Annotated in this window: 15 protein-coding genes and 2 pseudogenes; 11 read left to right on the forward strand and 6 right to left on the reverse strand. The window is 70.6% G+C overall.

All coding sequences use genetic code 11. The features are described from left to right. Positions 1-179: 179 nt before the first annotated feature. The 5 genes from ACIOHC_RS12145 to ACIOHC_RS12165 all read left to right on the forward strand — a co-directional run bounded on the left by ACIOHC_RS12145 (position 180) and on the right by ACIOHC_RS12165 (position 4,459). A complete protein-coding gene (locus ACIOHC_RS12145) occupies positions 180-980 on the forward strand; it encodes a RodZ domain-containing protein (RefSeq protein WP_351086120.1) in 801 nt (266 codons plus the stop codon). Positions 981-1,124: 144 nt separating this feature from the next. Beyond that, positions 1,125-2,609 carry a 30S ribosomal protein S12 methylthiotransferase RimO gene (gene rimO / locus ACIOHC_RS12150; protein ID WP_351086118.1) on the forward strand — a complete coding sequence of 495 codons (1,485 nt, stop codon included), beginning with the start codon at positions 1,125-1,127 and terminating at the stop codon, positions 2,607-2,609. Continuing rightward, entirely contained in the window at positions 2,606-3,460 is an 855-nt protein-coding gene (pgsA, locus tag ACIOHC_RS12155; protein ID WP_351086116.1) for a CDP-diacylglycerol--glycerol-3-phosphate 3-phosphatidyltransferase, read from the forward strand. Before rimO ends, pgsA begins: the two co-directional genes overlap by 4 nt. Continuing rightward, the gene (locus ACIOHC_RS12160; RefSeq protein ID WP_365691951.1) at positions 3,457-3,966 is read left to right on the forward strand and encodes a CinA family protein; all 510 of its coding nucleotides are present in this window, start codon (positions 3,457-3,459) and stop codon (positions 3,964-3,966) included. Before pgsA ends, ACIOHC_RS12160 begins: the two co-directional genes overlap by 4 nt. A gap of 109 nt (positions 3,967-4,075) precedes the next feature. Beyond that, on the forward strand, positions 4,076-4,459 hold the full coding sequence (locus ACIOHC_RS12165) for a helix-turn-helix transcriptional regulator (RefSeq protein ID WP_351086112.1): 384 nt from the start codon (positions 4,076-4,078) through the stop codon (positions 4,457-4,459). A gap of 58 nt (positions 4,460-4,517) precedes the next feature. Here ACIOHC_RS12165 and ACIOHC_RS12170 read toward each other — a convergent pair. From ACIOHC_RS12170 to ACIOHC_RS12185, 4 genes and pseudogenes are all read right to left on the reverse strand, one after another. Further along, a pseudogene (locus ACIOHC_RS12170) lies at positions 4,518-4,712 on the reverse strand (hypothetical protein); the annotation flags it as partial. 762 nt (positions 4,713-5,474) lie between these two features. Next, the gene (locus ACIOHC_RS12175) at positions 5,475-6,239 is read right to left on the reverse strand and encodes an SDR family NAD(P)-dependent oxidoreductase (protein ID WP_351086108.1); all 765 of its coding nucleotides are present in this window, start codon (positions 6,237-6,239) and stop codon (positions 5,475-5,477) included. Positions 6,240-6,276: 37 nt separating this feature from the next. Further along, entirely contained in the window at positions 6,277-7,077 is an 801-nt protein-coding gene (locus tag ACIOHC_RS12180; protein ID WP_389636975.1) for a DNA-formamidopyrimidine glycosylase family protein, read from the reverse strand. 50 nt (positions 7,078-7,127) lie between these two features. Continuing rightward, positions 7,128-11,795: a DEAD/DEAH box helicase gene (locus tag ACIOHC_RS12185; RefSeq protein WP_401842655.1), complete on the reverse strand. Its 4,668-nt coding sequence runs from the start codon at positions 11,793-11,795 to the stop codon at positions 7,128-7,130. An 81-nt stretch (positions 11,796-11,876) separates the two neighbouring features. On the opposite strand from ACIOHC_RS12185, the gene ACIOHC_RS12190 reads away from it, so the two are divergent. The 3 genes from ACIOHC_RS12190 to ACIOHC_RS12200 are packed head-to-tail and all read left to right on the forward strand — an operon-like array spanning position 11,877 to position 13,988. Continuing rightward, a complete protein-coding gene (locus ACIOHC_RS12190; RefSeq protein ID WP_351082704.1) occupies positions 11,877-12,797 on the forward strand; it encodes an AraC family transcriptional regulator in 921 nt (306 codons plus the stop codon). A 10-nt stretch (positions 12,798-12,807) separates the two neighbouring features. Next, positions 12,808-13,686 (forward strand): AzlC family ABC transporter permease, encoded by an 879-nt coding sequence (locus ACIOHC_RS12195; protein WP_389636972.1) that lies wholly within the window; start codon positions 12,808-12,810, stop codon positions 13,684-13,686. Further along, positions 13,683-13,988 (forward strand): AzlD domain-containing protein, encoded by a 306-nt coding sequence (locus ACIOHC_RS12200; RefSeq protein WP_351082706.1) that lies wholly within the window; start codon positions 13,683-13,685, stop codon positions 13,986-13,988. The genes ACIOHC_RS12195 and ACIOHC_RS12200 overlap by 4 nt, the downstream gene beginning before the upstream one ends. Here the strand turns inward: ACIOHC_RS12200 and ACIOHC_RS12205 are convergent. Continuing rightward, positions 13,985-14,947 (reverse strand): hypothetical protein, encoded by a 963-nt coding sequence (locus ACIOHC_RS12205; protein WP_351082708.1) that lies wholly within the window; start codon positions 14,945-14,947, stop codon positions 13,985-13,987. The two genes, ACIOHC_RS12200 and ACIOHC_RS12205, sit on opposite strands and share 4 nt — an antisense overlap. 79 nt (positions 14,948-15,026) lie before the next feature. Between ACIOHC_RS12205 and ACIOHC_RS12210 the strand changes: the two genes are divergently transcribed. Beyond that, positions 15,027-15,221, forward strand: coding sequence for a DUF3046 domain-containing protein (locus ACIOHC_RS12210; protein ID WP_351082710.1), 195 nt, complete (start codon positions 15,027-15,029; stop codon positions 15,219-15,221). A 257-nt stretch (positions 15,222-15,478) separates the two neighbouring features. Further along, positions 15,479-16,654: an AI-2E family transporter gene (locus ACIOHC_RS12215; RefSeq protein WP_365691955.1), complete on the forward strand. Its 1,176-nt coding sequence runs from the start codon at positions 15,479-15,481 to the stop codon at positions 16,652-16,654. A gap of 274 nt (positions 16,655-16,928) precedes the next feature. Here ACIOHC_RS12215 and ACIOHC_RS12220 read toward each other — a convergent pair. After that, positions 16,929-17,846 (reverse strand): annotated as a pseudogene (locus tag ACIOHC_RS12220) (aminoglycoside phosphotransferase family protein). Positions 17,847-18,178: 332 nt separating this feature from the next. On the opposite strand from ACIOHC_RS12220, the gene recA reads away from it, so the two are divergent. Further along, positions 18,179-19,303, forward strand: a complete 1,125-nt coding sequence (recA, locus tag ACIOHC_RS12225) for a recombinase RecA (RefSeq protein ID WP_351082712.1) — start codon at positions 18,179-18,181, stop codon at positions 19,301-19,303.

A 19,303-nucleotide genomic window follows, 5' to 3' on the forward strand; every position in this document is an offset into this window, starting at 1 on the left:
GGGTCGTACGTCAAGTTGAAGGGAGGGACGGCAAAATTGTCCTTCTCGGGGTGGCCCGGTGAAGCCGACGGCGTTCGAGTCTGATGGCGTACAAAGTCCTTCCTCCCGGTTGCCCCACCCTTTCGTACCCCCCCTAGACTGAACATCCAGCAGGTGGCTCACGCTCGAAAGGCGCCCCCGTGTCCATCGGCAACTCCCCCGAAGACGACCGGCCTTCGATCGGTCGAGTGCTCCAGCAGGCTCGTATCGCCGCAGGTCTCACGGTCGAAGACATCAGTTCGTCCACCCGGGTGCGCATCCCCATCGTGCACGCGATCGAAGAGGACGACTTCTCCCGCTGCGGCGGCGACGTGTATGCGCGCGGCCATATCCGTACCTTGGCGCGTGCCGTCGGCATCGATCCGGAACCGCTGGTTTCGCAGTTCGACGCCGAGCACGGCGGCCGTCCCGCACCCACGCCCGCGGCGCCGCTGTTCGAGGCCGAGAGAATCCGTTCCGAGCCCCGGCGGCCCAACTGGACCGCGGCCATGGTCGCGGCGATCGTCGCCGTCGTCGGGTTCGTCGGCTTCACCTTCTTCAAGGGCGGCGACGACACCCCCAAGACCACTCAGGTCGCCGAGGGCTCGACGCCCAACACGAAGAGCCCCGCGCCGAAGACCAGCAAGTCCGTCGATCCCAAGCCGGCGCCCTCCGACAGTGCCATCGCCGCGGCACCCCGCGACAAGGTGACGGTGAAGCTCAGCGCCAACCAGGGCAAGAGCTGGATCTCCGCCAAGGACCACAACGGCCGGCTGCTCTTCGACGGTCTGCTCCTCCAGGGCCAGTCCAAGACGTTCCAGGACCAGGAGCGGGTCGACCTCGTCCTCGGTGACGCCGGGTCCATCGAGCTCTTTGTGAACGGCAAGAAGGTCGAGGACAAGTTCCAGCCCGGTCAGGTCGAGCGGCTCTCGTACACGAAGGGCGATCCGGCGGTCGGCTGACCAGTACACGCGAGGTTCCGAAGCGGGACCGGCGACAGGGCGGGTGCCCGGCAGGACTGCCGGGCACCCGCCCTCTTGTTACTCGGTGTAACGGGGGAACCCTGCACGGCAGGGCGAGTGCTGGGACAAAGTAGTCTTGAGCCCATGCCCGAACGCCGTACCGTCGCCCTTGTCACTCTTGGCTGCGCCCGTAACGAGGTGGACTCGGAGGAGCTCGCAGGCCGCTTGGCAGCGGACGGCTGGGAGCTCGTCGAGGACGCCTCCGACGCGGATGTCGCAGTCGTCAACACCTGTGGATTCGTCGAGGCCGCCAAGAAGGACTCCGTCGACGCCCTCCTCGAAGCCAATGATCTGAAGGACCACGGCAGAACCCAGGCCGTGGTCGCCGTCGGCTGCATGGCCGAGCGCTACGGCAAGGACCTCGCCGAGGCCCTGCCCGAGGCGGACGGCGTCCTCGGATTCGACGACTACGCCGACATCTCAGACCGCCTCCAGACCATCCTCAACGGTGGCATCCACGCCTCGCACACCCCGCGCGACCGCAGAAAGCTCCTGCCGATCAGCCCGGCCGAGCGGCAGGACGCCGCAGTGGCCCTGCCAGGGCACGCGCAGGACGCCGCACCGGTCCCCGCGCCCGCGGACCTCCCCGAGGGCGTCGCACCGGTCTCCGGACCGCGGGCGCCGCTGCGCCGGCGGCTGGGCACCAGCCCCGTGGCCTCGGTGAAGCTCGCCTCGGGTTGCGACCGTCGCTGCTCGTTCTGCGCCATCCCGTCCTTCCGGGGCTCCTTCATCTCGCGGCGCCCCTCGGACGTGCTGGGGGAGACCCGCTGGCTGGCCGAGCAGGGCGTGAAGGAGGTCATGCTGGTCTCCGAGAACAACACCTCGTACGGCAAGGACCTCGGCGACATCCGGCTGCTGGAGACGCTGCTGCCGGAGCTCGCCGACGTCGAGGGGATCGAGCGGATCCGGGTCAGCTACCTGCAGCCCGCGGAGATGCGGCCGGGCCTCATCGACGTACTGACCTCGACCCCGAAGGTGGCGCCGTACTTCGACCTGTCCTTCCAGCACTCGTCTCCCACCGTGCTGCGGGCGATGCGGCGCTTCGGTGACACCGACCGCTTCCTGGAGCTTCTGGACACCATTCGCGGCAAGGCGCCGCAGGCCGGTGCGCGCTCCAACTTCATCGTGGGCTTCCCCGGCGAGACCGAGGAGGACCTGGCGGAGCTGGAACGCTTCCTCACCGGTGCCCGGCTCGACGCCATCGGCGTCTTCGGCTACTCCGACGAGGAGGGCACCGAGGCGGTCGGTTACGAGAACAAGCTGGACGCCGACGTCATCGCGGAGCGGCTCGCGCACATTTCGCAACTGGCCGAGGAGCTGACCTCGCAGCGTGCGGAGGAGCGCCTCGGGGAGACCCTGCAGGTGCTGGTCGAGTCCGTCGACCCCACCGAGGACGAGCCACGCGCGGTGGGGCGCGCGGCGCACCAGGCCCCCGAGACGGACGGCCAGGTCCTCTTCACCACACGCGAGGGTCTCGCGCCCGGCCGTATGGTCGAGGCAAAGGTGGTGGGCACCGAGGGAGTGGACCTGGTGGCCGAGTGTTCCGAGCTCGTGGAGGCGGCCAGATGACGGGAGCCCCGGCATCCGCGGCAGGCGGCTCCGGCGCGAAGCCGGTCCGCGGCGGCAAGCTGGGCAGTACGGCCGTCAACCAGGCCAGCCTGTGGAACATCGCCAATCTGCTCACCATGCTGCGTCTGGTGCTGGTGCCCGGCTTCGTGATGCTGCTGCTGCACAACGGCGGTTACGACCCGGTCTGGCGGTCGTTCGCCTGGGCGGCGTTCGCCGTCGCCATGATCACCGACCTGTTCGACGGTCATCTCGCGCGCACGTACAACCTGGTCACCGACTTCGGAAAGATCGCCGACCCGATCGCGGACAAGGCGATCATGGGCGCGGCGCTGATCTGCCTGTCGTACCTCGGTGATCTGCCCTGGTGGGTCACGGGTGTGATCCTCTTCCGCGAGATCGGCATCACTCTGATGCGGTTCTGGGTGATACGGCATGCGGTGATTCCGGCCAGTCGTGGCGGAAAGATGAAGACTCTGGCGCAGGGGACGGCTGTCGGGATGTACGTCCTGGCGCTGACCGGTCCACTTGCCACCCTTCGCTTCTGGGTGATGGCAGTGGCGGTCGTGCTGACGGTCGTCACCGGGCTCGACTATGTGCGCCAGGCCGTCGTACTGCGGCGCAAGGGGCTCGCGGCCGAGAAGGCCGCTGGAGCGAATGCCACCTCCGGGGCTGCCGCGGTGACCGCGGGTTCTGTGGGGGCCGCGGGCTCCGGGACGTCCGAGGGAGCTGCCGGTTCCGGGGGAGCCGGGGCGTCCACGCGGGCTGGCGGTTCCGGGGGAGGGGCGACCGAGGGGGCCGGCCCGGTCTCAGGCTCCCCGGGTGGCCGTGGGTCGGCGGAGGCCGAGCGGTGACTGCCGCGGCCCGGGTGCTGGAGCTGCTGGAGGAACGCGGTGAGACCCTTGCCGTCGCCGAATCGCTGACCGGCGGTCTGGTCGCGGCGGAGCTGACGTCCGTACCGGGTGCCTCCCACTCCTTCCGCGGGTCCGTGACGGCGTACGCAACGCCCCTGAAGAGGGAATTGCTGGGTGTGGACGGTGGCCTCCTGGCGGAACGCGGCGCAGTCGACCCGGAGGTGGCGCGACAGATGGCGGCAGGCGTGCGCCGGGTTCTCGGTACAGACTGGGGTATAGCCACCACCGGGGTCGCGGGCCCCGAGTCACAGGACGGCAAGCCCGTCGGCACGGTCTATGTTGCGGTGGCCGGGCCGGACGGCGCGGAGAATGTGGCCGCGCTGCGATTGAACGGCGGGCGTGCGGACATCCGTAGAGAGAGCGTACGGGGCGTGCTCGCATTGCTCTCCGCCGAACTCGGCAAGAATGCAAGCGCACAGGATACGGAACAGAACGGGGGGAATTGATGTTTGCAGCCCTGAGTGAACACGACATCGCTCCCCGCACGGCCGCGGCGCAAGGCGGTACGGTGGGGCGTGAAGGATGCGGCTACGCGGTCCGAGGAGGGAGCCACCGATGATTCTGCTCCGTCGCCTGCTTGGTGACGTGCTGCGTCGGCAGCGCCAGCGCCAAGGCCGTACTCTGCGCGAAGTCTCCTCGTCCGCCCGAGTCTCGCTCGGCTATCTCTCCGAGGTGGAGCGGGGGCAGAAGGAGGCATCCTCCGAACTGCTCTCCGCTATTTGCGACGCGCTTGACGTACGGATGTCCGAGCTCATGCGTGAAGTGAGCGATGAGCTGTCGCTGGCCGAACTGGCCGAGTCGGCAGCAGCCGGCGATCAGGTGCCTGTGCCGGTACGTCCCATGCTCAATTCCGTCTCCGTGACGTCGGTCGCAGGTGTGCCGACGGGACGGGTGACCATCAAGGCGCCCGCGGAAGCGGTGGATGTCGTCGCCGCCTGACCCGCGCGGTCCGGTGTGAATCGGAGCCCCGGTCGGCCCCTCCGGGGTAGGCCGGGGCTTACGCATGTCCTGGTGATCCCGGGCGTGCACAGGCCCCGGTCGATGGGGTTACGGGACAGCACGCAGGCAGCGGACGGTGGAGTGTGTCAGGGCGTTCCTGACTGACCGGATCGGGGTCACCGGTCTCCTCGATCCGGTCCCGCATGCGGCCGATCACCACCCCGAGGGCGCTTACCAGGGCCTTCACCGCGTCCACGTGAGCACGCCTGGATGTTCCAGGCGGAGAGCGCCTGAACCGTTCGGAGCGGCAGGTGCTTTGCCGTCGGCGCTTGTCAGGGCAACTGCATCCGCTCTGCCCTGAACGGGTCCCCTCCGCCGTGGCAAGCACTGAGCGTGCTTGCCGGGCCCCCGGCCGAGGCGGTGGGGCTCAGCGCTTCCGAGACGTCGTTCGCTCTGGATGCGGTATGGGCACTACCGGGTGAGACTGCGGAGAGAAGGGCGCCGACCGGCGGGATCGCACAGGGGTCGCGCATCGGGCCCTCCGCCGGGGAGTCTCCGGCAGAGGCAGGGCACAGCACGCTCGGGGAGTTCCAGGCGAGAGCGCACAACGGTATACGGCTGCGTACTGCGCGCCGGTGGTGCACCGGTGCGCCCTCCCGCCGCGCGAGCGGGCCGGACTAGGTTCGGCCGGAGGAGGCAGCCATGGTACGGCGATGGGTGCCGGCGCTCGTTCTCGGCGGGGCGTGGTGGTGGGCCGTGCTACGGCTCGTGCTGGAACCGGCCCACGCGGGGCTTGTCGAGGGTGCGGTGGCGGCGGGCGGATGGGGGTTGAGCCTGCTGCCCGTGCATGCGGCCGCGACCGCCGGGCCCGCGGGGGCCGGCGGGGCGAATGCGGACACGGGACGGTGGTCCGGTGTCCCGGTACGGTGCGCACGCTGGTGCTCCACTGCCGGAACGCGGTTCGCGGGTCGATGGTCCGGTGTCGCGACACGGGGCGCCGACCGGGCTCGGCGGACTACCAGGGCATGGCTACGCCGCCGTTCGGGCGGAGGATCTGGCCGGTCATGAAGGCCGACGCGTCGGAGGCGAGATACAGCAGGGTGTGGGCGACGTCCTCGGCCTCGCCGACCCGGCCGAGCGGGGACATCCGCGCCATCGTGGTCTCCGCCCGGTGTTGCAGGTCGGCGTCGTGGCGGGCGGTCATGGGTGTACGGATCCAGCCCGGGGCGACGGCGTTGACGCGGATCGAATAGGGTCCCAGCTCGGTCGCCAGGGTCTTCGTCAGCTGGACGGCCGCCGCTTTGGCCGCGCTGTAGCAGAGCAGGCCCGGGCTCGCGGCGTCGACCGCTCCCGAGGCCATGGTGATCAGCGAGCCGGGTGCGCCGCGCGCGATCATGCCGCGCGCCACTTCCTGGCAGGCGTACAGAACACCCTTGAAATTGACGGAGAGGACCCGGTCGAGGTCCTCGTCCGCTGTCTCCAGGACGCTGCTCGTGTGCATGATCCCGGCGACGGCAGCCAGTATGTCGAGGTCGCCCGCGGCGGCGACGGCGGCCCTGATCCGACTGCGGTCGGTGACATCGAGGGTGTGTACGTGGGATGTGCCACCTGCTTCGGCGATCAGGTCCCGGGTCTCCAGCAGGCCCTTCTCGTCGCGGTCCGCGCAGTGCACGGTGGCGCCCGCTGCCGCGAGCAGGACGGCTCCGGCGCGGCCGATGCCGCCGGCCGCGCCGGTGATGAACGCGGAGCGGCCCGTGAGGTCGTACGCGGAGAGGGACATGACCGGGACGGTACGACTGGATCTGACGTATCGTCAACTAATGTGTGGGGCCCGATTGGCAGCGTGGACACCAGTGGGCGGGTCGGGAGTCCTGGTCCGCCGTGCGGATGGGTGTGCCGCAACGCAGGCACGGCCGGCCGGTCCTGCCGTAGACCCAGAGCCGTTCGCGCGGACCGTGTCCGCGGAGTACGGCACCGGTGGTCGTGCGCATGGGGCGGTCACGGTTGGCTTCGAGGAGCTGCTTGGCCGTGGTGACGAGGCGGGCGGCGGTGGGGGCGGCCAGGTCGCCGACGGGGAGCCAGGGGGTGACACGGGCGAGGAAGCAGAGCTCGGCCTTGTAGACGTTTCCGATTCCGGCCAGATTGCGCTGGTCCAGGAGGGCCTCGCCGAGGGGGCGAGCGGGGTCGCTGAGAAGATTGCGCAGAGCGGTGTCGGGGTTCCAGTCGGGGCCCAGCAGATCGGGGCCGAGATGCCCGACCGCCTGATCCTCGTCGCGGGTGCGGAGGAGTTCGAGTACGGGGAGCCGGTAGCCGACGGCCGTGTGCTCCGTGTTGGCGAGGACGGCGCGGATCTGGTGGGTGGGGCCGCCGCGCCAGCGCTCACCCGGGGCGTAGACCCGCCAGGCGCCGTCCATCCGCAGGTGGCTGTGGAGGGTGAGGCCGCCCTCGAGGCGGGTGAGGAGATGTTTTCCGCGCGAAGCGACGTCCAGAACCGTCCTGCCGGTCAGGTCTGCGGTGGCGAACCGGGGGACGCGCAGGTCGGAGCGGGTGAGGATCCGGCCGGCCAGCGCGGTGCGCAGACGTCCGGCAGTCTGCAGGACGGTGTCTCCTTCGGGCATGCCTCCATGATGCGGGGTGCGGGACGGCGGGGCGCGAGGTGTGCGGCGGTTCAGGCGCGCAGGCGGAGTCCTCTCGGCGTGGCCAGGAAGCCGGCCACCTCCAATGTGCGGCCGAGATCAGAGGTCAGGGACGAGGCGCCGTTGGTGCGCTCCACCGTGACCGTGCCGAGCGCCCCTGCTCGGGCGGCGGCCGCCAGCGCCGCGGCCGCCGCGAGAAGCGTCGGATCCTCCGGATCGGTGGGCCAGGCCAGCAGCGTCTTGCCGCCGCGCTCCATGTACATCGTCAGCTCGCCGTCGACCAGCACCACCAGGGCGCCGGCCTTGCGGCCCGGCTTGTGCCCGGCGCCCTGCGGCGGCTCGGGCCAGGGCAGCGCCGCGCCGTAGGCATTGGCCGGGTCCGCCGCGGCGAGAACCAAGGCGTGGGGGGCGGCGCCCGGTTCCGCACGGTCGTGTGCGGTGGAAATGGCACGCAGCCGGTCGACTGCCCCGTCCATCGCGAACTGGGCCGCTCCCAGGCCCTCGACGACGTAGCCGCGCCGGGCCTGCCCGTTGTCCTCGAAGGCGGAGAGGACGCGGTACGTGGCGGAGAAGCCGCCCTCGGCACCCTCGGCCCGGACCGCGCCGCGGGTCACCACCCCGTGACGGTCGAGGAGGGTGCGGGCCAGGGCGTGCGCACGGTGCGTGGGGTCGGGTTCGATGGCGGGGAGCAGGGACCAGCGGCCCGAGACGGTCGGGGGGCCGGTGCGGGACGCGGGCCGGGCGGCGGCGGTGAGCGAGCCGTAACGCCCGCGCGGCACGCTCCGTTTGGCACGGTGGGCGGTCGACCCCGCGGTGCGACCGGAGCCGAGGAGCGAACGCAGCGGGGCGAGTGTGTCATTGGTGAGCCGGCCCGACCAGGCCAGGTCCCATACGGCGTCAGCCAGTTGCGGATCGGTGCAGTCCGGGTGCGTGGTGGCGCGGACCTGATCGGAGATCTGCCGGAAGAACAGTCCGTAGCCGCCGCTCAGGGCGGTCAGGACGGATTCGTGCAACGCGCTGAGTTCGAGCGGGTGCGGCGGCGGGAGGAGCAGAGGTGCGCTGTCGGCGAGGTAGAGGGAGAGCCAGCCGTCCTTTCCGGGAAGGGCACCCGCTCCGGCCCAGACGACCTCTCCGGTGGTGGTCAGTTCGTCCAGCAGCGCGGGGGTATAGCCCGTGACCCGGCTCGGCAGGATCAGCTTCTCCAGAGCCGACGCTGGGACCGGCGCGCCCTGCAACTGCTCGATGGCGCGGGCCAGTCCGTCGATTCCGCGCAGGCTGTTGTTGCCGAGGTGCTGCCACTGCGGAAGGAATCCGGCGAGGGCGGTCGGCGGTACCGGCTCCAACTCGTGGCGGAGCGCGGCGAGCGAGCGGCGGCGCAGTCGGCGCAGCACGGTCGCGTCGCACCACTCCTGACCGATGCCGGCGGGGTGGAACTCACCCTGCACGATCCTGCCGGTCGCGGCGAGCCGCTGCAGTGCGCCGTCCGTGACGGCAGTGCCGAGGCCGAAACGTGCGGCGGCCTCGGTGGAGGTGAACGGCCCGTGCGTACGGGCGTACCGGGCGAGGAGATCACTGAGGGGGTCCTTCACCGGTTCGGTGAAGGCCTCGGGCACGCCGACCGGGAGGGCGGTGCCCAGCGCATCGCGCAGCCGTCCCGCGTCCTCGATCGCGGCCCAGTGGTCCGCTCCGCCGATCCGGACCCGGATGGCCCGGCGGGCGGCGGAGAGCTCCGGAGCCCATGGTGGCCGGGCGCCGCGCTCGACCAACTCCGCTTCGGTGAGCGGGCCGAGAACGCGGAGGAGATCGGCCACCCCCTCGACGTCCTTGACCCGGCGGTCCTCGGTCAGCCACTGGAGCTCCTGCTCCAGCTCGGTCAGGACATCGGCGTCCAGCAGCTCGCGCAGCTCGGTCTGACCGAGGAGTTCGGCCAGGAGGTGGGAGTCGAGGGAGAGCGCGGCGGCCCGCCGCTCGGCGAGGGGCGAGTCGCCCTCGTACAGGAACTGGGCGACATAGCCGAACAGGAGCGAACGGGCGAACGGCGAGGGCTCCGGGGTGGTCACCTCGACCAGCCGGACCCGACGGGCTTCGAGGTCACCCATGAGTTCCGTGAGCCCGGGGACGTCGAAGACGTCCTGGAGGCATTCGCGGACCGCTTCCAGGACGATCGGGAACGACCCGAACTCGGAGGCGACCTGGAGCAGTTGCGCGGCGCGCTGCCGCTGTTGCCAGAGCGGGGTGCGCTTGCCGGGGCTGCGTCGCGGCAGCAACAGGGCCCGCGCCGCGCACTCGCGGAACCGTGAGGCGAACAACGCTGATCCGCCTACCTGGTCGGTGACGATCTGACCGATCTCACCCTGGTCGAAGGTCACGTCCCCGGCGCCGACGGGCGGCTGCTCGCTGTCGTACGAAGGGCCCGGCAGCGGTACCGGATCCCGGACAGGGTCCTGCGCCGCGTCCTGCACCGGATCGAAGTCCAGGAGATCCAGGCCCATCAGGTCCGCGTCGGGCAATCGCAGCACTATGCCGTCGTCGGCATGCATCACCTGGGCATCCATGCCGTACCGCTCGGCGAGGCGGGCGTTCAGCGCCAGCGCCCAGGGGGCGTGCACCTGCGCGCCGAACGGGGAGTGCACGACGACCCGCCAGTCACCCAGCTCGTCACGGAAACGCTCGACGAGGATGGTCCGGTCGTCCGGCACATGACCACAGGCGCGGCGCTGTTCGTCGATGTAGGACAAGGTGTTGTCGGCGGCCCAGGCGTCGAGACCGGCGGCGAGCAGGCGCTGCCGGGCATCCTGCGGAGACATCCCGCCGATTTCCCGGAGGAACGCACCCAGCGCACGTCCCAGCTCCAGCGGACGGCCCAGCTGGTCGCCCTTCCAGAACGGCAGCCGGCCCGGAACGCCGGGGGCGGGAGACACCAGGACCCGGTCGCGGGTGATGTCCTCGATCCGCCAGGACGTGGTGCCCAGCGTGAAGACGTCGCCGACCCTGGACTCGTACACCATCTCCTCGTCCAGCTCACCGACCCGGCCACCGCCCTTCTTGGGGTCGGCACCGGCAAGAAAGACCCCGAAGAGCCCACGGTCGGGGATGGTCCCCCCGGAGGTGACGGCGAGCCGCTGGGCACCGGGGCGGCCCGTGACCGTACCGGCCACCCGGTCCCAGACCACACGCGGGCGCAGTTCGGCGAAGGCGTCGGACGGATAGCGGCCGGCGAGCATGTCCAGCACGGCGGTGAACGCCGACTCGGGCAGGGACGCGAAGGGGGCGGCGCGGCGCGTCAACGCCAGCAGTTCGTCCACCCGCCAGCTGTCCAGGGCGACCATGGCGACGAGCTGCTGGGCCAGCACGTCCAGCGGGTTGGACGGGATACGGAGTGCCTCGATGGAGCCCTCGCGCATCCGCTCGGTGACCACGGCCGCCTGCACCAGATCGCCCCGGTACTTCGGGAAGACCACGCCGGTGGAGACCGCACCGACCTGATGCCCGGCCCGGCCGACCCGTTGCAGACCGGAGGCCACCGACGGCGGCGACTCCACCTGGATCACCAGATCGACCGCTCCCATGTCGATCCCCAGCTCCAGACTGGAGGTGGCGACCACGGCCGGCAGCCGCCCCGCCTTGAGATCCTCCTCGACCTGGGCACGCTGTTCCTTGGAGACCGAGCCGTGGTGGGCGCGGGCGAGCAGCGCGGGGGCGCCCTTCGCCGCGCCGGACTCGGCCATGATCTCGGCGGGGGAGTGGGCCTCGGCGATCGTCTCACCGGTGAGCCGCTCGTACGCGATCTCGTTGAGCCGGTTGCACAGCCGCTCCGCGAGGCGGCGGGAATTGGCGAAGACGATCGTGGAGCGATGCTCCTGGACGAGGTCGACGATGCGTTCCTCGACATGGGGCCAGATCGACGGCTTGTCCGCCTGGCCCGCCTGGTCGGTGTCGGTGGTGGGCGAGCCGCCGAGTTCGCCCAGATCCTCGACCGGCACGACCACCGACAGGTCGAACCGCTTGGTGGACGGTGGCTGGACGATCTCCACCTTCCGCTGCGGTGAGAGGAATCGCGCGACCTCGTCGACCGGACGCACCGTCGCCGACAGCCCGATCCGACGGGCGGGCCGCGGAAGCAGTTCGTCGAGACGCTCCAGCGATACGGCGAGGTGCGCGCCCCGCTTCGTACCCGCCACGGCATGCACCTCGTCGAGGATCACCGTCTCGATGCCGGACAGCGCCTCCCGGGCGGAGGAGGTCAGCATCAGGAACAGCGATTCGGGCGTGGTGATCAGGATGTCCGGCGGCCGGGTCGCCATCGAACGACGCTCGGCGGCGGGGGTGTCGCCGGAGCGGATTCCCACGCGGACCTCGGGCTCGGGCAGCCCCAGTCGCATCGACTCCTGGCGGATGCCGGTCAGCGGTGAGCGGAGATTGCGCTCGACATCGACCGCGAGGGCCTTGAGCGGCGACACGTACAGCACACGGCAGCGCTTCTTCGCCTCGGCGGGCGGCGGGACGGACGCCAGCCCGTCCAGCGCGGCGAGAAACGCGGCCAGGGTCTTGCCGGAGCCGGTGGGCGCGACGACCAGCACGTCCGAGCCCTCGCCGATCGCGCGCCAGGCGCCTTCCTGCGCGGCGGTGGGCGCGCTGAAGGCCCCCGCGAACCAGCCGCGGGTCGCGGGGGAGAACGAATCGAGCGCAGAGCCGACCATGTCCCCCATCGTGCACCCCGCCACTGACAACGGTGGTGACGGCCACCGTCGACCCCGTCCGGGGCCTGCGAGAATTCGCCCATGGGAGCCGGACCGGAGCCGGGATCGGGAGAGTGGGCGAGGTACTGGCAGCACGCGGAGCTGCCCGGCCTCGATCTGCTGCGTGCCCGGTACGTGCGCCACACCTTCCCGCGCCACAGCCACGAGGGTTACGTCCTCGGCACCATCACCCGCGGGGTGGAGGACGTCGGGCTGCCGGGCGGCACCGTCCACGCGGGCCCCGGAGTCGTCGTCATGATCAATCCGGAGGTGCCGCACACCGCCCGCGCGGGTGTTCCCGAGGGCTGGGTGTACGCCACGCTGTACCCGTCCGCGCGGGTGATCAACGACATCGCGGCCGATACGACGAGCCTGCGCGGCACGGTCGGTTTCGCCGAGACCGGCGTCGTGGACGCGTACGCGGCCCGGCTGATCGGTGAGGTCCACCGGGCCGCGGAGGAGGGCAACGCGCTCGCCGCCGACACCGTGCTGCGGGTCATGGTCGCGCGGCTGCTCAGCCGGCACGGCGGCGCGCTGCCCGCCCGCGTGCCCCGCTCGGCCGGTGCCCGCGACGCCGCGCGGGCCCGCGTGCTGCTGGAAGACCGGATGGCGCGGCCGCCCACGCTGACCGCGCTGGCCGCGGAACTCGGCACCAGTCCGTTCGCGCTGCTGAGAGCCTTCAAGAAGCAGTACGGGATGCCCCCGCACGCCTGGCTCACCGATGCCCGTGTGCGGGCCGCACGCCGGATGCTCGACAAGGGGAGGGCGCCCGCGGAGGCGGCCGCCGAGGTCGGCTTCACCGATCAGCCGCATCTCAATCGTCATTTCACCCGGATCGTGGGGGTGCCACCCGGCGCGTACCAGCGCGAACGTGCGAGAACGAACCAGCGCGAACGTGCAAGGACCTGGAACCAGCGCGAACGTGCAAGAACGTACAAGACCGGTCCGGATCTGCCCCCGTAACGTTCCGGTCGTGGCAGAACAGACAACATTTCCAGAGGGCGTCGGCAGAGCAGCCGGCCTGCCCCACGGGGGCCCGGCGCTCTCCGGGGCGCAGCCGGACGTGGCCGCGACGAAGTCGGACGCGGCCGTGGTGCGCGACGCACTCGGGGTCGGCATAGCCGTCGGACTCTCCGGTTTCGCGTTCGGCGTGACCTCGGCCGGCTCCGGACTGAGCCTGCTGCAGACCTGCGTGCTCAGCCTCGCCGTGTTCACCGGCGCCTCGCAGTTCGCCCTCGTGGGCGCTCTCGCCGCGGGCGGCAATCCGTACACCGCGGCGGCCGGGGCCTTCTTCCTCGGCGTACGCAACTCTTTCTACGGCCTGCGGCTGTCGCAGCTTCTCGCGCTTCCGCGCACGCTCCGCCCCTTTGCCGCCCAGTGGGTCATCGACGAGACCACCGCCGTCACACTGCCGCAGCCCACCCGGCGGGCCGCACGGATCGGTTTCGCCGTCACCGGACTCACCCTCTACGCCTTGTGGAACCTGACGACGCTGTTGGGGGCCCTCGGTGCCAAGGCGCTCGGCGACACCGACGCCTGGGGGCTGGACGCGGCGTCGCCCGCGGTCTTCCTCGCTCTGCTCGCGCCGATGCTCAAGACCACGACGGAGCGGATCACCGCCGCCGTCGCGGTCCTGCTCGCGCTCGGACTGCTGCCCGTACTGCCCGCAGGTGTCCCCGTCCTGCTGTCCGCACTCGCCGCACCCGCCGTCCTCTTCCTGGGCGGGCGCCGGAACGGAACGAACGGGAGCACGGCCACGACGCGGACGAACACGGCGGACTCGTCCACGGCGAAGACGACAACTGCGGACACGACAACTGCGGACACGACCGCGGCGGAGGCGAACCGATGAACGTCTGGATCGCCATCGCGCTGACCGCCGTCGGCTGCTACCTCGCCAAACTGCTCGGACTCCTGGTGCCCGCCGGTGTCCTGGAACGTCCGCTCGTACAGCGGCTCGCCGCGCTCCTGCCCGTGGCACTGCTGGCCGCCCTCACCGCGCAGCAGACGTTCGGAGCCGGCCAGCACCTGACGCTCGACGCCAGGGGCGCGGGGCTTGCCGCGGCCGCGCTCGCACTCGTCCTTCGCGCGCCCTTCCTCGTGGTCGTGGGGGCCGCCGTGGTCGTGACCGCGGGGGTACGCGCCCTCGGTTAGACACCGCGGTCGGGCTCGCGCTCCCCGTTTCGTCGCTCCCGGTCCCAGTCGAGACTGCGTCCATGGGCCCGCAGCGTCATGAGCGCCTTGAGCGTCACGATGGGGCGCCCCTCCAGAGCCGTTCCCGGCGCCCATTGCCGCCAGTTCACCGGCCAGCCGCCGTCCGCCTGCTGCTCGGCCGCGAGATGGTCGAGCGAGCGCTCCAGCTCCTCGTCGGTGAACCAGCGGCGGGCGAGCGAGTCGGGTGTACGGGCGTAGTCGTACGGGAAGTGCTGCTCGGCCGGTGCGTATCCGGCCGCCACCGGGTACTCCGCGCGCCGCTGCGGATCGAGCACGGCGAGCCGCTGGTCCCGCACCAGCCGGCCGAGCCGGTCGGCCGCAGCCTCCGCACGGGCCCGGTCCGGAGCGCCGTCCAGAAAGGCGATCGCCGCCTCGATCTCGTACGGATGCGACCGGTCCAGGGCGTCGATCGCGGCCCAGCAGAAATCGGTGGCCCGGAACAGCCAGGCATGCCACACCGCGTTGCGGTGCAGAAGCCCGACGACGGGGCCGGTGGCCAACAGCTCCGCGGGCGGATCGTCGAGGATCGGGATGAACGGCGCGGCCGGATAGCCGCGCTGCGACGGCAGGAGAGCGGGCAGAGCCCCCTCCTTGGTGGACACCTCGGTCAGGAAGCGGCAGATCCGCTCCACCCGGATCCCGCCGCAGCGGCCGATGGAATCGAGGACGTTGAGCGCGTGCGCGGTGTGCAGCGGCTGACTTACGGGGCCGCGCAGATCGGGTTCGAGCGCGTGTCCGTACCCGCCGTCCTCGTTCAGATAGGCGGCGAGCGCCGTTTCCACGGCATCCGCACTTCCTTCCAGGAAGTGATGGGCGAACCGCCGCTGTTCTAGGACACGGGCCGTGAGCCAAATGAACTGCTCGGCACGGTTGAGGGGACTTGTTCCGGTTCCAGCCATGGACCGACCGTAGGGCGGTAAGCGCTCTCGACAAGACGTAGCGGCCCGGCTGCACTCTCAGGAGCGGGATACTGAGGTCATGCGGTTGACGATTTTCTGGGAACGGATGGCGGACCACTTCGGCGCGGGTTACGCCGATTCCTTCGCGCGCGATCATGTGATGGCCGAACTGGGCGGACGGACGGTGCACCAGGCGCTGGCCGCGGGCTGGGACGCCAAGGATGTCTGGCGCGGTGTCTGTGCGGCGGTCGACATTCCCGCCGACAAGCGCTGATCCCGGCCGGTCCGGTCGCACCCGCCGACGAACGTCGGCCCCGGCCGGTCCGGTCGCATCCGCCGACAGGCGCTGATTTCCGGCTCGTCAGCGGTCGGACCTGTGCTGTTGTCCGGGGTGGGCCGCTGTCTGTCACTGTCGTAGGCGAGACTGGAGCCGTGTCACCGACAGACGAGACAGCCCAGACCCAGACGACTTTCCCCCAGCCCGCCCCGTCCGCCGCGCCGGCCGCGCCGTCCGGCAATGGGCCGACCCGTATGCCCGCATGGCTGCCGCGTGCCATGGTGCTCGCCCTGACGCTCTACGCCTGTTTCCAGCTCGGCAGCTGGGCGTTCGACCAGCTCATCGGGCTGCTGATCAACGTGCTGATCGCGTTCTTCCTGGCGCTCGCCATCGAGCCCGCGGTGAGCCGGATGGCGGCGCGCGGCATGCGCCGCGGCATGGCCACCTTCCTGGTCTTTCTTGCCGTACTGACAGCCGGCGCCGGTTTTGTCGTACTGCTCGGATCCATGCTCGCGGGCCAGATAGTCGACATGGTCGAGGAGTTCCCGAAGTATCTGGACTCGGTGATCAACTGGGTCAACCAGAACTTCCACACCGAGCTCTCCCGTGTCGAGGTCCAGGACAGCCTCCTGCACTCGGACTGGCTGCAGAAGTACGTCCAGAACAGTGCGACCGGGGTGCTCGACATCTCCACCACCGTGCTCGGAGGGTTGTTCCGTCTTCTGACGATCTTCCTGTTCTCGTTCTACTTCGCCGCCGACGGCCCCAGGCTGCGGCGTGCCCTGTGCTCCGTACTGCCGCCCGCCCGGCAGGCCGAGGTCCTGCGGGCCTGGGAGATCGCGGTCGACAAAACCGGTGGCTATCTCTACTCGCGCAGCCTGATGGCACTCATCTCCGGGATCGCGCACTACATCCTGCTGGTGATCCTCGGCGTTCCGTACGCGCCCGCGCTCGCCATCTGGGTCGGACTGGTCTCCCAGTTCATCCCCACGATCGGTACGTATCTCGCAGGCGCCCTGCCGATGCTGATCGCGTTCACTGTCGACCCCTGGTACGCCGTGTGGGTGCTCGGCTTCGTCGTGGTCTACCAGCAGTTCGAGAACTACGCGCTGCAGCCCAAGCTCACCGCCAAGACCGTCGACATCCATCCGGCGGTCGCCTTCGGATCGGTCATCGCGGGCACGGCGTTGATGGGCGCTGTGGGCGCGCTGATCGCGATTCCGGCCGTCGCCACGCTCCAGGCGTTCCTCGGTGCCTACGTGAAGCGGTACGACGTGACGGACGACCCGCGGGTGCACGGCCGCCACCAGCAGCAGCGCGGCGGGACGGTGCTCGCACGGCTGCGTCGCTCCCTGGGGGCCGCCGAGAGCGATGAGGCCCGGGGCGGGCCGGGCGGGGCCGGGACACCGGAGGAACCGGGGCGTGCCTGACCGCCTCGGTGGGCGGGGCCGCTTCAGCGGCTTCTCGTCGTGTCGGCCGACGAACCTCAAGCGTTTGTCATCGGAGGTCGAGGACGTGCTGGGCGATGAAGACCGCCTGGTGAGCGGCCACGTGCAGGGTCTCTCGTCCGGATCAGGCCGGATCCGGACGAGAGATCCCGGCTCGCGTCATGGGCGAGTGCGCGGCCGAGGGAGGGGGCCGCGGCGCTCGGTCTCACCGAGGTCAGCCCTGATCGGTGTCAAGGCAGGCACGTGGCTCGGTTGATCAGCGTTCAGCCGTTGCGACGAGGCGTCGCAGCGTGGCGTGGGCAGGTGGGCCCCAGGTGGGCTTGCCGCCGGGGCGGCCATGGATGCCGGCGTCTCCGACGAGGACGCCGACGAGGGCGCGCAGCACCGCCCAGCCGCGGGCGCGACGCAAGGTCGCGGGGTCCGGGGTCGGCTGGTAGGCCCCGTAGAAGCGATCGGCGGCGCCGTCCGGCAGCAGCGTCCAGGCGGAGGCGAGGTCGGTGGCCGGGGCGCCCGCTCAGAGGTCGCCGAAGTCGATCACGCCGCAGAAGGTGCCGTCCGTGGTGAGGATGTTGGCCGGATGCAGGTCGCCGTGGAGCCACAGCGCGGGCCCCGCCCAGGTGGGTGCGGTGGCGGCGTCTTCCCAGATGGCGCGGACGGCGTCCGGGTCGGGGATCAGCCCCAGCTCGGTGGCTGAGGCCAGCTGCTGGGCGAACGGCTCGGCGCAGTCGATCAGCGGACCCCCACGGCCGCGGCCGGTCGGCACCCCGTCGGGGGCAGGTCGGTGAAGAGCGTTGAGGAAAGCGGCCAAGGTGTCGGCCGCGTCCGCGGCGCGCGTGGCGGGGGCGCGGTCGGCGGGCTCGCCCGGCACCCACGTGGTGACGATCCAGGGTCGCGGAAACCGCTCGGAAGGCTCGCCGAGGCGCTGCGGGACGGGGACCGGCAAAGGAAGCTGCGGGGCGAGGGAGGGCAGCCAGGCATACTCCTTGCGTAGGAGCGCGTCCGCAGACAATGTCGCCCAGGGCAACCGGACGGCGAGGTCGTCGCCGAGCCACCACAGCTGGTTGTCCCAACCACGAGCGCCGAGCGTCAGGGGGTGATCGGCCAGGTCAGGGTGCTGGTCACGCAGAAGGTCCCGGACCAACTCCGCTGTGATCTCGATCTCGGTATGGGGCATGCGGAGCAACGGTAGCCGGAGAGTGGTCCACCGTTTGTGACGCCCAGGACTCCGTGCCGCTCAACTTTCGACTCGCACGAACTCACGTCATCAACCTTCGACGGCAGAGACCTCGGTGGCGCAGGGCAGGGACACTTGAGGGGCGGTTCGGTCCGGCGCGGTGCGCTTGACACTAAAATCGAACATCCATTCTTATGGGATTCCGGCCGGGTTTTCCCGGGCCCGACCGTGGAGTTGTCCACAGGCCGGGAGGACGTCGAGGCCCATTGTCAGTGGCAGGGGTTAGCGTCTTTGACGTGAAGCGATCGACTCAAGCAAATCGGGTGGAACCCATGGCAGGAACCGACCGCGAGAAGGCGCTGGACGCCGCACTCGCACAGATTGAACGGCAATTCGGCAAGGGCGCGGTGATGCGCCTCGGTGAGCGGCCGAACGAGCCGATCGAGGTGATCCCCACCGGGTCGACCGCCCTCGATGTGGCCCTCGGCGTCGGCGGACTGCCGCGCGGCCGTGTGGTGGAGGTGTACGGACCGGAGTCCTCCGGTAAGACGACGCTGACGCTGCACGCGGTGGCGAACGCGCAGAAGCTCGGCGGCTCGGTGGCCTTCATCGACGCGGAGCACGCCCTCGACCCCGAGTACGCGAAGAAGCTCGGCGTCGACATCGACAGCCTCATCCTGTCCCAGCCGGACAACGGTGAGCAGGCTCTCGAAATCGTGGACATGCTGGTTCGTTCCGGCGCCCTCGATCTGATCGTCATCGACTCCGTCGCGGCGCTCGTGCCGCGTGCGGAGATCGAGGGCGAGATGGGCGACTCGCACGTGGGCCTGCAGGCCCGCCTGATGAGCCAGGCACTCCGCAAGATCACCAGCGCGCTCAACCAGTCCAAGACCACCGCGATCTTCATCAACCAGCTCCGCGAGAAGATCGGTGTGATGTTCGGCTCGCCCGAGACCACGACCGGTGGCCGGGCGCTCAAGTTCTACGCCTCGGTGCGCCTCGACATCCGACGGATCGAGACGCTGAAGGACGGCACCGACGCCGTCGGCAACCGCACCCGTGTCAAGGTCGTGAAGAACAAGGTCGCGCCGCCCTTCAAGCAGGCAGAGTTCGACATCCTCTACGGCCAGGGCATCAGCCGCGAGGGTGGTCTGATCGACATGGGTGTGGAGCACGGCTTCGTCCGCAAGGCGGGCGCCTGGTACACGTACGAGGGCGACCAGCTCGGACAGGGCAAGGAGAACGCCCGCAACTTCCTCAAGGACAACCCCGATCTCGCCAACGAGATCGAGAAGAAGATCCTTGAGAAGCTCGGGGTCGGCGTCAGGCCGGATGCCGATGCCGGCGAACCCGGTGCGGATGCGGCGGGCGGCGCCGCGGCTCCGGCCGACAGCGCGAAGTCGGTGCCCGCTCCGGCCGGCAAGACCAAGCCGGCCAAGGCTGCGGCCAAGAGCTAG

Source organism: Streptomyces sp. NPDC088252 (genome assembly GCF_044740965.1).
Classification (GTDB): Bacteria; Actinomycetota; Actinomycetes; order Streptomycetales; family Streptomycetaceae; genus Streptomyces.